Raw genomic sequence first — 12,127 nt, 5'->3', positions numbered from 1 at the left:
CGAGCATCAGGCCGCCTCCTCGACTGCGAAGAGGTGGTGGGGTCGGGGCCGGCCCAGGGTGCTCAGCGCGGCGTCCGCCGCACTCACACCGCTGCGGACCGCACTCTCCATGGTCGCGGGCCACCCTGTGGCGGTCCACGCTCCGGCCAGGTACAGGCCGGGGGCTCTGGTGCGGGCGCCGGGCCGCAGGCGCCCGACACCGGGGGCGGGAGCGAAGGTCGCGGTGCGCTCCCGGGTCACGAAGAAGTCCCTCACCGCGGCGCCACGGGTGGCCGGCAGCAGCCGCTCCAGCTCCGGGAGATAGCGCTCGCGCAGTGCGGCGACGGGGGTGTCGATCTCGTCCTGGGCGGCCGACTGGGACAGCGCGAGGTACTGGCCGGTGCGCAGCCCGGAGGCGTGGGTGCGGTCGAAGACCCACTGCACGGGCGTGCCGAGCGCGGCGAGGAAGGGGGCGTCCAGCACCTTGCGGTCGTAGACGACATGGACGTTGAGGATGGGCGCGGTGCCGATCTCCAGGAGCCGCCCGGGGTCGTCGAGCGCGCCGTCCGGCAGCAGGTCGTACGTCTCGCGCTGCGGTACGGCGAGCACGACCGCGTCGGCGGTGAGCGTCTCGCCGGGAACCGATACGTCCCAGCTGCCGTTCTCGTTGAGGGAGACGGAGGTGACGCGTGTACGGACCTCGGTACGCACGCCCGCGGAGTCGAGCGCCTTGCGGGCCAGCCGGTCGTGCAGTTCACCCAGGGGTACGTGGGCCCAGCCGATGTCGGCGGCGCCCGGGTCGGACAGCAGACCGGTCTTGAACACCATCGCGGCGAGCCCCAGCGAGGAGTCGCCCGCGACCGCGTTGAGGGTGGCCACCCCGACCAGGTCCCACAGGGCCTCGACGGCGCGTGCCGACTGACCGTGCGCGGTCAGCCAGCTGCCGAAGTCGGTTGCGTCCAGGACCGGATCGGCGAGGTCGAGCCCTTTGAGCGCGAGCGCGGCCCGGCCCACCCCGGCGCGTTCGGCGAGGGAGAGGTGCGGGTACGTGGCGAGGCTGCGCCCCAGATGCAGGGGCACCGGCAGCGCGTCGCGCCGCAGTCGGCCCAGCCGCCGTCCCTCGGGTCTCGCGACGTCGACGACGGGCACGTCGAGGCGTTTCTGCACCGGTGCCAGCGCGCTGCCCTCGATGCGGTCGAGGAACCAGCGGTAGGCGGTGCAGCAACGCAGGTACACGTGCTGGCCGTTGTCGACGGTCAGTTCGCCGCGCCGGAAGGAGAAGGCCAGGCCGCCGAGCCGGGGCCGGCCCTCCAGCAACGTCACGCGCACGCCCGCGTCGGCGAGCGCGAGCGCGGCGGTCACGCCGGCGAGCCCGCCGCCGACGACCACGGTGTGCCGCCCGTCCGCGAGCCGGTGACCGTCGCTCATCGTGCACCCTCCCCTGCGCTCCCGCGGTGGTAGGTGAACTCTGCACGGCGGGCTGTCGCAGTCAGGGACGCCGCGCCGTGGCGGAGGGTTGCGTGCCGCTTTTCTCCGACGGCATCACCTTGGGCCGGTTTGTCGCCCACGGCGACCCCGGCGACCCAGGCACCCCCGGCGGCCAGGGCGGCCACGGCGTCCATCAGGAGTGCCTCCTGACGGTCAGCCGCGACACATGCCGGGTGTCCAGTCCCGACAGGCCGCGGACGGCGACGTAGGCCTTCTCCCGGCCGGGCAGCGAGACCCGGCCGCGCAGCACGGCCTCCGGGTCGCGCTCGATGCGGTCGAGGAGGCGGCGGTAGATGCCGGCCATGGCGGCGACACAGGCGCCGCTGCGCCGGTCGAGCATGGGCAGCAGCCGGTAGCCCTCGGCGAACAGGGTGCGGGCCCGGCGCACTTCGAAGTGCACGAGGCCCGCGAAGTCGGAGCCCTCCGGCGGCGTCGGCCCGTCGAACCCGGCCGAGCAGCCGAACTTGGCGAGGTCGTCGGCGGGCAGATAGGTGCGCCCGCCCGCCGCGTCCTCGCGGACGTCCCGGAGGATGTTCGTCAACTGGAGCGCGAGTCCCAGGGTGTCGGCGTACTCCGGCGCCCGCTCGACGCCGCGCGCGCCGGACTCCGTACCGAACACACCGAGCGAGAGCCGCCCGATGGCGCCCGCCACACAGCGGCAGTACACCTTCAGGTCGTCCCAGGTCTCGTAGGTCTCGCCGCGTACGTCCTTCAGCACGCCGTCGATGAGTTCGTCGAGGCCGTCGAGCGGGACCGGGAAGGTCCGCGCCGTGTGGGCGAGGGCGACCGCGACGGGGTCGGTGTCGTCCTCGGCGATTTCGCCCTCGCGGACCCGGGTGAGCAGCGCGCGGGTCTCCTCGAGCCGGGCGGTCTTGACGTCGCTTGCCAGCGCGCCGTCGCCGATGTCGTCGACGCGGCGCGAGAACGCGTACAGCGCGGACATCGCGCGGCGTTTGGGCGTGGGCAGCAGCCTGATGCCGTACGCGAAGTTACGGGCCTGATGGCCGGTGACGGTCTCGCAGTAGCTGTAGGCGGCGAGTACTGGCGCGGACGCGTTCGGTGACGACTCCACGGTCCGGATCACCCCTCTCCTCGCAGAGTCACGCCCACCTCGCGCAGCAGCCGGAGCTTGCCGGGCTTGGGCGGGCCGGGAAGTACGTCGTAGTCGGCGGCGGCGATCGCGCTGATCGCCGCCCTTCCCCCCGCCACGAATCCCGCGAGCAGCAGCCTCAGCCTGCCGTGGACGCTACCCACCAGGGGGGCGCCTTCATTCAGCAGATCGCGGGCGTGTTGCGCTTCGTACGCGACCAGTGCGCGCACCGACGCGCCCGCGGATTTCGCGGCGAGATCCGCTTCCCGCACGTGGAAGCGCTTCATGTCGGCGGCGGGCAGGTAGATGCGGTCGCGGCCGAGGTCCTCGGCCACGTCCTGGAGGTGTTCGACGATCTGCAGCGCGGTGCAGACGGCGTCGGAGCGGCGGATCCGCTCGGGGGTCGAGGTGCCGGTGACGGCTAGGACGAGCCGGCCGACGGGGTTGGCGGACAGCTCGCAGTAGGCGAGGAGATCGTCGTAGGTCTCGTAGCGCGCGACGAGCTGGTCCTGGCGGTTGGCGGCGATCAGGCCGAGGAAGGGCTCGGGGGTGAGGTCGCGGCGGCGCACGGTCGACTGGAGCCGGCGCATCAGGGGGTGGCGCGGCCGGCCGTCGAAGCTGTCGAAAACACGGCGCAGGTCGGCCTCGAGGGCGTCCAGGAGGAGTGTGCGGTCCTCGGCGTCGGTGGCCGAAACGCCGAGCAGCGCCGCGTCGGCACCGCCAGGGGCGAGGTCGCCGTCGCCGATGTCGTCGACGAGGCGGGCGAAGCCGTAGACGGCCATCAGGTCCTCGCGCCAGGCCCTGGGCAGGAAGAACGGCGCCACGGGGAAGTTCTCGCCCGCGGCCTTGTCGAGGGTGCCGCGCTCCGGGTCGCCGGTACGCGCCCCGGTCTGCGCCGTCATCGCCGGCTGCCCGGGACAGGGACGGCGCACGCTGCGTTGAGCTGGGGAGTTTCCGTAGCCATTGCCGTCACATCTCCCGTTCTACACCGCCGACCCAAGACACACTATTTCGGACACGCCGCCCACCTGTCTGCACGGCAGCCCTGGCCGAGGGTGTCGTGCGTTATCGCCCCACTTGACGCGTTTCGGGACCCGGTACAGCTTACGTTGTACAACGCAGCGAGGTTCCCGGGGGTGTCCCGCAGATCACAACAACACACCGATTGGTGTCAAGATTCCTACGGAAAGCCGGAGTTGACGCTTCCTTTGCACAGACGGGGCCCCACCGGACCTTTCCGGCGGGGCCCCGGGGCACTCCGGGCTACTTCCCGGTGAACTTCTCGTACTCCTTGAGGACCTCTTCGGTCGGGCCGTCCAGGCGGAGTTCGCCGCGCTCCAGCCACAGCACGCGGTCGCAGGTGTCGCGGATCGACTTGTTGCTGTGACTGACCAGGAACACCGTGCCGGCGTGCTTGCGCAGTTCCCGGATGCGGTCCTCGGAGCGCTTCTGGAACTTGCGGTCGCCGGTCGCCAGCGCCTCGTCGATCATCAGGACGTCGTGGTCCTTCGCGGCGGCGATGGAGAAGCGCAGCCGCGCCTGCATGCCGGAGGAATAGGTGCGCATCGGCAGGGTGATGAAGTCGCCCTTCTCGTTGATGCCGGAGAAGTCGACGATCTCCTGGTAGCGCTCCTTGATCTGCTCCCGGGACATGCCCATGGCCAGGCCGCCGAGGACGACGTTGCGTTCGCCGGTGAGGTCGTTCATGAGGGCCGCGTTGACGCCGAGCAGCGAGGGCTGGCCGTCGGTGTACACCTTGCCGCCCTCCGGCGGCAGCAGACCGGCGATGGCGCGCAGCAGGGTGGACTTGCCGGAGCCGTTGGAGCCGATCAGCCCGATGGCCTCGCCCCGGTAGGCGACGAAGGAGACCCCGCGCACCGCGTGCACCTTGCGCACGCCCCGCTCGCCGCCCCGCCGGACGATCCGGCTGAGCGCGGCCGTCGCGCTGCCCCGGCCGGTCTTGGCGCCGTGGACGCGGTACACGATGTGCACCTCGTCGGCGATGACGGTGGGGATGTGCTCCCGTGCGACCTCGTCAGCCACGGCCGTACCTCTCCTCCGCCTTCCAGAAGTACAGGAAGCCGCCGACCGCGAGCACCAGGGCCCAGCCGCCGGCGACGGCCCACACATGGGCGGGGAGGTTCTCGGCGGCGTACTCCTCGATGAGCGCGAAGCGCATCAGGTCCATGTAGATCGCGGCCGGGTTCCACTGCAGGATGTTCGCCACCCACTGCGGCTTGTCCGCGAGGAAGACCGGGATGGAGAACATCACGCCGGACGCGTACATCCATGTCCGCATCACGAACGGCATCAGCTGCGCGAGGTCCGGGGTCTTCGCGCCGGCCCGCGCGAAGACCAGCGCCAGACCGGTGTTGAAGCAGAACTGCAGGGCGAGCGCGGGGACGATGAGCACCCATGAGGCGTCCGGGAAGCTGCCGAAGCCGATCACCACGACGAACAGCACGAGCATCGAGTACAGCAGTTGCTGGAGCTGCTGGAGCGCGAAGGAGATCGGCAGCGCGGCGCGCGGGAAGTGCAGGGCGCGTACCAGGCCGAGGTTGCCGGAGATCGCGCGGACGCCGCTCATCACCGAGCTCTGGGTGAAGGTGAACACGAAGACACCGGTGACCAGGAAGGGGATGTAGACGTCCTTGGACATCCCCCGGCCGGCGCCGAGGAGCACGCCGAAGATCATGAAGTACACGAACGCGTTCAGCAGCGGGGTGGCCACCTGCCACAGCTGACCGAGCTTGGCCTGGCTGTACTGTGCGGTCAGCTTCGCCCGGGAGAACGCGATGATGAAGTGGCGGCGTCCCCAGAGCCGGCGGACGTACTCCCGCACCGGGGGCCGGGCACCGCTCACGGCCAGCCCGTACTTGGCGGCCAGCTGGGCGGCCGTGAGGCCCTCGTCGGGCGACGGAAGCGCGCTCACCGCGATTCCGCCGTCATGCGTTGTCTCACTCACAGGTCAGGAAACTTTCGTCTTCGGGACGCGCGGTCCGGACGGGGCCGCGCATGAGCCGGGGGCTCGCGGCAGGCCCGGGAGCCCTCGGGACGAGCTTGTCAGACGACCGGGGGACGGCCCAGTCTGGTCAGCCGCCAAACGGTACGCCACTTGATGGGCCGGCGTTCACCGCACGGTGTGGTCCAGCCTTCCCGGAAGCCGCCGAACCACGCCCGCAGCGCGGACTTCGAGGGGCGGCGGGCCAGCGTGAGCAGCAGCCAGACGCCGAGATAGACCGGGACGAGCACGGCGGGCAGGTTGCGGCGGGCCAGCCAGACGCGGTTGCGCGCGACCATCCGGTGGTAGACCGCGTGCCGGGACGGGGCGGTCGTGGGGTGGTACAGCACCATGTCGGACCGGTAGTCGATCATCCAGCCGGCGTCCAGGGCCCGCCAGGCCAGGTCGGTCTCCTCGTGCGCGTAGAAGAACTCGTCGGGCAGTCCGCCGACCTCCGCGAAGACCTTCGTACGGACGGCGTTGGCGCCGCCGAGGAAGGTGGTGACCCGGGAGGAGCGCATCGGGTCGGCGGCGCGCAGCCGGGGGACGTGGCGGCGCTGGGTGACGCCGGTGTCCGGGTCGGCGATGCGGAAGCTGACGATGCCGAGGTCCCGGTCGGCCGCGAAGGCCTCGCGGCAGAGCTCGGCGGTGTCGTGGTGGGCGAGGAGGCCGTCGTCGTCGAGGAAGAGCAGTATGTCGACATCGCGGCCACCGGGCCCGAAGGACTCTATGCCCACGTTGCGCCCGCCCGGGATGCCGATGTTCTCGGACAGCTCGACGGTGCGGACGCCGTCGGGGACGTCGGGGACGGGCGAGCCGTTGCCGACCACGACGACCCGGACCGGGTCGCCGTCCTGCTTGGCGACCGAGTCGATCAGGGCCCTGAGTTCGTCGGGGCGGTTGCCCATGGTGATGACGACCGCGCCGACCTTCATCGGCGCGCTCACTTCAGCCTGCTCGACGCGAGGATGGACACCAGGTGCAGCAGGGTCTGCAGCAGTGCGATGCCGGCCAGCACGGCGACGCCGAGCCGGGAGAAGAAGAGGTCGCCGCGCGCCTGGTCCACAACGGCGAGGACCAGGATCAGCAGGGACGCCTCGATGCCCAGGATCAGCCGGTGGAACTTCAGCGCCGACGCGGCCCGGCGGGCCAGCGCCATGCCGGAGGAGCGCATCTCGGCGGCCGTCTCCTTGACCGGCGGCAGCCCGCCCTGGTGCCGGGCGACGCCCACCAGGTCGGTCTCGGCCTTGATCAGGATCGCGCCGAGCGCGGCCAGCGTGCCGAGGAACGCCCACAGCCAGTCGACCCGGCCGGTGCCCCACGGGTCGGCGGCGCGCAGCCCGAAGCCGACGAGCACGGCGGCGTCGGTCAGATAGGCGCCCACCCGGTCGAGGTAGACCCCGCCGAGCGAGTACTGCTTCTTCCAGCGCGCTATCTCGCCGTCGACGCAGTCCAGCAGCAGGTACAGCTGCACGCAGACCACGCCGAGCACGGCGCCCGGTATCCCGGGCACCAGCAGGGCCGGGGCCGCGAGGACGCCGCAGACGGTCATCAGGTACGTGAGCTGGTTGGGTGTGACCCGGGTGTTGACCAGATAGCGGTCGACCCGCAGGGACACCTCGCGCATGTAGAGGCGCCCCATCCAGTGCTCACCGCTGCGCCGGTCCTTCACCCCCGGGGGATGGACGACCGGACGGAGTTCAGCTACCGATGGCCTTGACATAGTCGGAGTAGATGTCCTTGATCTGTTCGGTCTTGAGGTCGAGGTGTTCGAGGATCGTGTAGCGGCCGGGCCGGGTCTGTGGGGCGAACTCCACGACGCGGACGAACTCGTCCGCCGTGAAGCCGATCTCCTCCGGCAGCACCGGCAGTCCGTGCCTGCGCAGTACCTCGGTCATGTACGCCGACTCCTCGTGGGCGCCGCGCAGGTACATCGCGAAGGCGGCGCCGAGGCCGCACTGCTCGCCGTGGGCGGCGGCCCGCCTGGGGAAGAGCAGGTCGAACGCGTGGTTGATCTCGTGGCAGGCGCCGGAGGACGGGCGGGAGTCGCCCGACACCGACATGGCGATGCCGGTGAGGACGAGTGCCTCGGCCAGGACCTGGAGAAAGGCGTCGTCCCCGACACCGCCCGGGTGCCGCAGCACCGCCTCGCCGGCCTGCCGGGCCATCGCCGCGGCGAGTCCGTCGACCTTCTCGCCCTTGACGCGGTGGGCGAGCTCCCAGTCGGCGACCGCGGAGATGTTGGAGACGACGTCGCCGATGCCCGAGCGCACGAAACGGACGGGGGCCTCGCGGATCACGTTGAGGTCGATGACGACCGCGATCGGGTTCGGCACACCGTAGGAACCGCGGCCGGCGTCGTTGTCGAGGGTGGCGACCGGTGAACACAGGCCGTCGTGCGCGAGGTTGGTGGCGACGGCCACCAGCGGCAGCCCGACGCGCGCCGCCGCGAACTTGGCGCAGTCGATGATCTTTCCGCCGCCGAGCCCCACGACCGCGTCGTAGCGGCCCGCCTTGATGTCGGTGGCCAGCCGGACCGCGTCGTCGATGGTGCCGCCGTCCACCTCGAACCAGGTGGCGCCGGGCAGCGAGGGGGCGATGCGCTCACGCAGCCGGGCCCCGGAACCCCCGCTGACCGCGACGGCCAGCTTGCCGGAGTGCGAGATGCGCTCGTCGGCGAGGACGGACGCGAGGTCGTCGAGGGCACCGGGGCGGATGTCCACGACGAGCGGCGAGGGGATGAGGCGGGTCAGTACCGGCACGCGATCTCCCGTCCACGGGCGAGGTCGTCGTGGTTGTCGATCTCCACCCACGCGACGTCACCGATCGGCGCTGCGTCGATGGTGAATCCGACGTTGATCAGCTCCTGGTAGCCGTGCTCGTAGAACTGCTGCGGGTCCTTCTCCCAGACGGTCTTCAGCGCTTCGATCAGTTCCTCGGCGGCCGTGCCCTCGATCAGGGTGACCCCGATGTACTCGCCGGTGGCCTCGGCCGGGTCCATCAGCTTGGTGATCCTCTGGACGCCCATGTCGGGGTCCACGACGACCTTCATCTCCTCGTCGCCGAGGGACTTCACGGTGTCCACCGCCAGGATGATCTGCTTGAACTCGTCGCGCGCGGCGAGCAGCGTCCTCTCGACGGAGACGGGGTGGACGGTGTCGCCGTTGGCGAGGATCACGCCGTCCTTGAGGGCGTCACGGCCGCACCACAGGGAGTAGGCGTTGTTCCACTCCTCGGCCTTGTCGTTGTCGATGAGGGTCAGCCTGAGGCCGTACTTCTCCTCCAGGGCCGCCTTGCGCGCGTACACGGCCTCCTTGCGGTAGCCGACGATGACCGCGACCTCGGTCAGCCCGATCTCGGCGAAGTTGCCGAGGGTCAGGTCGAGCACGGTGATCGAGTCCTCCGCGCCCGCCGGCCCCACCGGCACCAGCGCCTTCGGCAGGCTGTCGGTGTAGGGGCGCAGACGCCGGCCGGCGCCGGCCGCCAGCACGAGGCCGATCATGCGGGTTCTCCTTCATCGTGAACGGCGGGCGCCCCTGCGGACACCCAGAAGCGGATGCTCTCGACGAGCACCACCAGGGCGACGGCCACGGCCGAGGCCGTGAGCGCGACCGTGAACTGCGTGCCGGTGAGCAGGGCGGCCAGCGCCGCGACGAGCAGCGTCCGCCCCTCCTGCCCCCCGAGGGAGCGCACCAGCCAGACCGGCGGCGCTCCCGCGTTGCCACGGATGCGGTACACCGTGTCGTAGTGATGGTAGGCGACGGCGGCAACCAGCCCGAAAGCCGCAGGAAGCGCCCCGTTCACCTCCGATTTCGCGGCGAGGATCAGCACGGTGAGGTACTCGCCGGCGCGGAAGAGCGGGGGGACGAGCCAGTCGAGGGCGCCCTTGAGGGGGTGCGAGACGGCTTCGGCGGAGAACAGGACGTAGGCGCCGGCCATCAGGACGACCCACCAACTCGGCCCCCAGGCCCAGGCCCCGGTGGCCACCACGGCGGCGCCCAGAGCGGCGCTGAGCGGCGCCAGGTAGGGGCTCCTGCCCTTCACGACCCGGGCCAGCGCCCCGGCGAGCGGTCCGGTGTCCGCGAGGTCCGCGAGCGCCTGCGCGGCCCGGTCGGTGCGCCGGGCCTTGCGGGTGAGCGAGCGCAGGACGCGCCCGGCGGTGGTGTACGTCGCCGCGAAGGCGCAGCCGACCAGCAGCGCGTAGAAGGTGATGCGGGGCGTCGTGACTGCCGTCAGGACGGCGATCATGGCCCATCGTTCGCCGATGGGCAGCACTATCATCCGCCGCACCCAGACCGTCCAGCCGACGCCGTCCAGCTTGTCGGAGAGCGCGGCGGTGGGGCTGGTGTTGGCGGTCGCGTCGTGGTTGGCCTCGTTGAAGGAGAAGTCGACGACGTGCCGGCAGGTCTGGAGCACCATCGCGCCCAGGGCGAGGGCCCATACGTCGTCGCCGCCGCGGGCCGCTCCGAGGGCGAGGCCGGCGTAGTAGGCGTACTCCTTGGCCCGGTCGAAGGTGGCGTCCAGCCAGGCGCCGAGCGTGGAGTACTGCAGGGAGTAGCGGGCGAGCTGGCCGTCGGTGCAGTCCAGGACGAAGGACGCGATCAGCAGGACGCCGGCCGCGACGAACCCGGCCCGGGTGCCGGTGGCCGCGCAGCCGGCCGCGATCAGCGCGGTGAGCAGGGAGGCGGTGGTGACCTGGTTGGGGGTGAGACCGCGGCGGGCGCACCAGCGGGCGAGGTAGCGGGAGTAGGGGCTGACGCAGAAGGTGGTGAAGAAGCCGTCGCGGGCCTTCACGGCCGACTTCAGGCGTACGGCCTCGTCGTCGACGGCGGCGACGGCCTGCCGTGCCTCGTTGCGGGCCTGGGGGTCGGCGGGGACCTCGGCGACCAGGCTGCCCAACTCGGGGCGGTGGAGGCCCGCCTCGTCGGCGTCGAGGGCTTCGGCGACGCGGTCGGCGACGCTGTCCACCGCGAGCGCGGTGCCGCCGCCCGCGGAGTCCTCCCGGGCCAGCGCGCGGGTGAGGGCCGCGCGTCCGGCGGGCTGTGCGGTGACCGCGCCCGGGACCGCGGCGAGCGGGAAGCGGGGGTCGGTGAGGCCGAGCCGCAGCGCGTGCCGGTGGCCGACGAAGCGGGCGTCGACGACGGCGACCCGCTCCGCGGCCGGTACGGCGGCCAGGAGGTGCCCGGCGTCGGCGGCGTCGGCGGCGGTCCTGACGTCGAAGCCGAGGGACCGCAGGTCGCCCTCGAGCGACGATCCGGGTACCGGCTGACCGGTGAGGATGGCGGTCGACAACCGAACTCACTCCCTGGGTGCCGACGCGTCCGCGCCGGTCGTGTTCACGATGGGGGCGCCCTTTGGCTGCGCCGGTCGGGGCCGGGCGGGCGGCATTCGGCAGAGGCTATCCGATGCCGGGAGGCCCGAGTTCACCGGCCGTTCAGCTGGGGTCAACGCGGTTCGGCGGCTCCGTTCGAACCGGTCCTGCCGAGATCATCATGGGTGATCGGCGGCCCGCCCCACAAACCGTGGCTCCGCCGGACGCCGGGTGCCGGGCCGGGTCGGCATAGGGTGGGCGGCCATGACGTGGCTGATCACCGGCGGTGCCGGATACATAGGGGCCCATGTGGCGCACGCCATGAGCGGGGCCGGGGAACGCGTCGTCGCCCTCGACGACCTCTCGGCCGGGATCCCGGCCAGGCTGCCCGCGCACGTGCCCCTCGTCGAGGGTTCCGCGCTGGACTCCGCCCTGCTCGAGGGCGTGTTCGCCGAGCACGCGGTGACGGGTGTCGTCCACCTGGCTGCGCACAAGCAGGTCGCCGGGTCCGTGACGGATCCCACGCTCTACTACCGGGAGAACGTGGGCGGCCTTGCCACCCTGCTGGAGGCCGTCGCCGGGGCCGGGATCGGCCGGTTCGTGTTCTCCTCGTCCGCGGCCGTGTACGGCGCCCCGGACGTGGACCTGATCACCGAGGACACCCCGTGCGCCCCGGTGAACCCGTACGGCGAGACCAAGCTGGCCGGGGAGTGGCTGGTGCGGGCGGCGGGCCGGGCGCACGGCATCGCGACGGCCTGCCTGCGCTACTTCAACGTGGCGGGGGCGGCGGTGCCCGGACTGGCCGACCGGGGCGTCTTCAACGTCGTCCCCATGGTCTTCGACCGGCTGTCCCGCGGTGAGGCCCCGAGGATCTTCGGCGCCGACTACCCGACCCCCGACGGCACCTGTGTCCGCGACTACATCCACGTCGCCGATCTGGCCGAGGCGCATCTGGCGGCGGCCCGGCGGCTCGCGGCGCCGGGCGCGGCGGGGGATCTGACGGTGAACATCGGCCGGGGCGAGGGCGTCTCGGTGCGCGAACTGGTCACGCTGATCGGCGAGGTGGCCGGCGGCGCCCTCCCGGCGGTCGTCGAGGGGCGGCGCCCGGGGGACGCGCCGCGCGCGGTCGCCTCGGCGGCGCTGGCGGAGCGGGAGTTGGGGTGGACGGCCCGGCGCGGGGTGCGCGAGATGGTCGAGTCGGCCTGGGCGGGCTGGCGGTCCGGCAACTGAGGGTGCCCTGACCTGCGATTCGTTTCCG

12 protein-coding genes are annotated in these 12,127 nt (G+C 72.0%); 1 reads left to right on the top strand and 11 read right to left on the bottom strand.

Annotated elements, in window-relative coordinates; all coding sequences use genetic code 11:
- Positions 1-6: 6 nt before the first annotated feature.
- From hpnE to ACFPIH_RS50055, 11 genes are all read right to left on the bottom strand, one after another.
- Positions 7-1,407, bottom strand: coding sequence for a hydroxysqualene dehydroxylase HpnE (hpnE, locus tag ACFPIH_RS50105; RefSeq protein WP_381181945.1), 1,401 nt, complete (start codon positions 1,405-1,407; stop codon positions 7-9).
- Entirely contained in the window at positions 1,404-1,601 is a 198-nt protein-coding gene (locus ACFPIH_RS50100) for a DUF6380 family protein (RefSeq protein ID WP_381181947.1), read from the bottom strand. The genes hpnE and ACFPIH_RS50100 overlap by 4 nt, the downstream gene beginning before the upstream one ends.
- Positions 1,601-2,551 (bottom strand): presqualene diphosphate synthase HpnD, encoded by a 951-nt coding sequence (gene hpnD, locus ACFPIH_RS50095; protein WP_381181949.1) that lies wholly within the window; start codon positions 2,549-2,551, stop codon positions 1,601-1,603. Before hpnD ends, ACFPIH_RS50100 begins: the two co-directional genes overlap by 1 nt.
- Positions 2,548-3,459 carry a squalene synthase HpnC gene (gene hpnC / locus ACFPIH_RS50090; RefSeq protein WP_381181951.1) on the bottom strand — a complete coding sequence of 304 codons (912 nt, stop codon included), beginning with the start codon at positions 3,457-3,459 and terminating at the stop codon, positions 2,548-2,550. Before hpnC ends, hpnD begins: the two co-directional genes overlap by 4 nt.
- A gap of 361 nt (positions 3,460-3,820) precedes the next feature.
- Positions 3,821-4,600 (bottom strand): ABC transporter ATP-binding protein, encoded by a 780-nt coding sequence (locus ACFPIH_RS50085; protein ID WP_381181953.1) that lies wholly within the window; start codon positions 4,598-4,600, stop codon positions 3,821-3,823.
- Complete coding sequence (locus tag ACFPIH_RS50080; protein ID WP_381181954.1) at positions 4,593-5,522, bottom strand: ABC transporter permease; 930 nt, start codon at positions 5,520-5,522, stop codon at positions 4,593-4,595. The genes ACFPIH_RS50085 and ACFPIH_RS50080 overlap by 8 nt, the downstream gene beginning before the upstream one ends.
- A gap of 98 nt (positions 5,523-5,620) precedes the next feature.
- Complete coding sequence (locus ACFPIH_RS50075; RefSeq protein ID WP_381181955.1) at positions 5,621-6,505, bottom strand: glycosyltransferase family 2 protein; 885 nt, start codon at positions 6,503-6,505, stop codon at positions 5,621-5,623.
- Positions 6,502-7,281 carry a CDP-alcohol phosphatidyltransferase family protein gene (locus ACFPIH_RS50070; protein ID WP_381181957.1) on the bottom strand — a complete coding sequence of 260 codons (780 nt, stop codon included), beginning with the start codon at positions 7,279-7,281 and terminating at the stop codon, positions 6,502-6,504. Before ACFPIH_RS50070 ends, ACFPIH_RS50075 begins: the two co-directional genes overlap by 4 nt.
- Positions 7,259-8,320 (bottom strand): iron-containing alcohol dehydrogenase family protein, encoded by a 1,062-nt coding sequence (locus ACFPIH_RS50065; RefSeq protein WP_381181959.1) that lies wholly within the window; start codon positions 8,318-8,320, stop codon positions 7,259-7,261. Before ACFPIH_RS50065 ends, ACFPIH_RS50070 begins: the two co-directional genes overlap by 23 nt.
- Positions 8,308-9,060, bottom strand: a complete 753-nt coding sequence (locus tag ACFPIH_RS50060; RefSeq protein WP_381181961.1) for a phosphocholine cytidylyltransferase family protein — start codon at positions 9,058-9,060, stop codon at positions 8,308-8,310. Before ACFPIH_RS50060 ends, ACFPIH_RS50065 begins: the two co-directional genes overlap by 13 nt.
- The gene (locus ACFPIH_RS50055) at positions 9,057-10,850 is read right to left on the bottom strand and encodes a DUF5941 domain-containing protein (RefSeq protein ID WP_381181963.1); all 1,794 of its coding nucleotides are present in this window, start codon (positions 10,848-10,850) and stop codon (positions 9,057-9,059) included. The genes ACFPIH_RS50060 and ACFPIH_RS50055 overlap by 4 nt, the downstream gene beginning before the upstream one ends.
- Positions 10,851-11,133: 283 nt before the next feature.
- On the opposite strand from ACFPIH_RS50055, the gene galE reads away from it, so the two are divergent.
- A complete protein-coding gene (gene galE / locus ACFPIH_RS50050; RefSeq protein ID WP_381181965.1) occupies positions 11,134-12,099 on the top strand; it encodes a UDP-glucose 4-epimerase GalE in 966 nt (321 codons plus the stop codon).
- The last annotated feature ends 28 nt before the right edge of the window (positions 12,100-12,127 follow it).

This window comes from Streptomyces vulcanius, from assembly GCF_042653945.1.
Taxonomy (GTDB): Bacteria; Actinomycetota; Actinomycetes; order Streptomycetales; family Streptomycetaceae; genus Streptomyces; species Streptomyces mangrovi.
Note: the sequence above shows the minus strand (reverse complement) of the source record. Positions and strands in the feature narration are given on the sequence as shown.

Bases quoted from the DNA above. Each gene is read 5' to 3' on its own strand.
- hpnE (WP_381181945.1), bottom strand. From the start codon at position 1,407: ATGAGCGACGGTCACCGGCTCGCGGACGGGCGGCACACCGTGGTCGTC.
- ACFPIH_RS50100 (WP_381181947.1), bottom strand. From the start codon at position 1,601: ATGGACGCCGTGGCCGCCCTGGCCGCCGGGGGTGCCTGGGTCGCCGGG.
- hpnC (WP_381181951.1), bottom strand. From the start codon at position 3,459: ATGACGGCGCAGACCGGGGCGCGTACCGGCGACCCGGAGCGCGGCACC.
- ACFPIH_RS50070 (WP_381181957.1), bottom strand. From the start codon at position 7,281: ATGTCAAGGCCATCGGTAGCTGAACTCCGTCCGGTCGTCCATCCCCCG.
- ACFPIH_RS50060 (WP_381181961.1), bottom strand. From the start codon at position 9,060: ATGATCGGCCTCGTGCTGGCGGCCGGCGCCGGCCGGCGTCTGCGCCCC.
- galE (WP_381181965.1), top strand. From the start codon at position 11,134: ATGACGTGGCTGATCACCGGCGGTGCCGGATACATAGGGGCCCATGTG.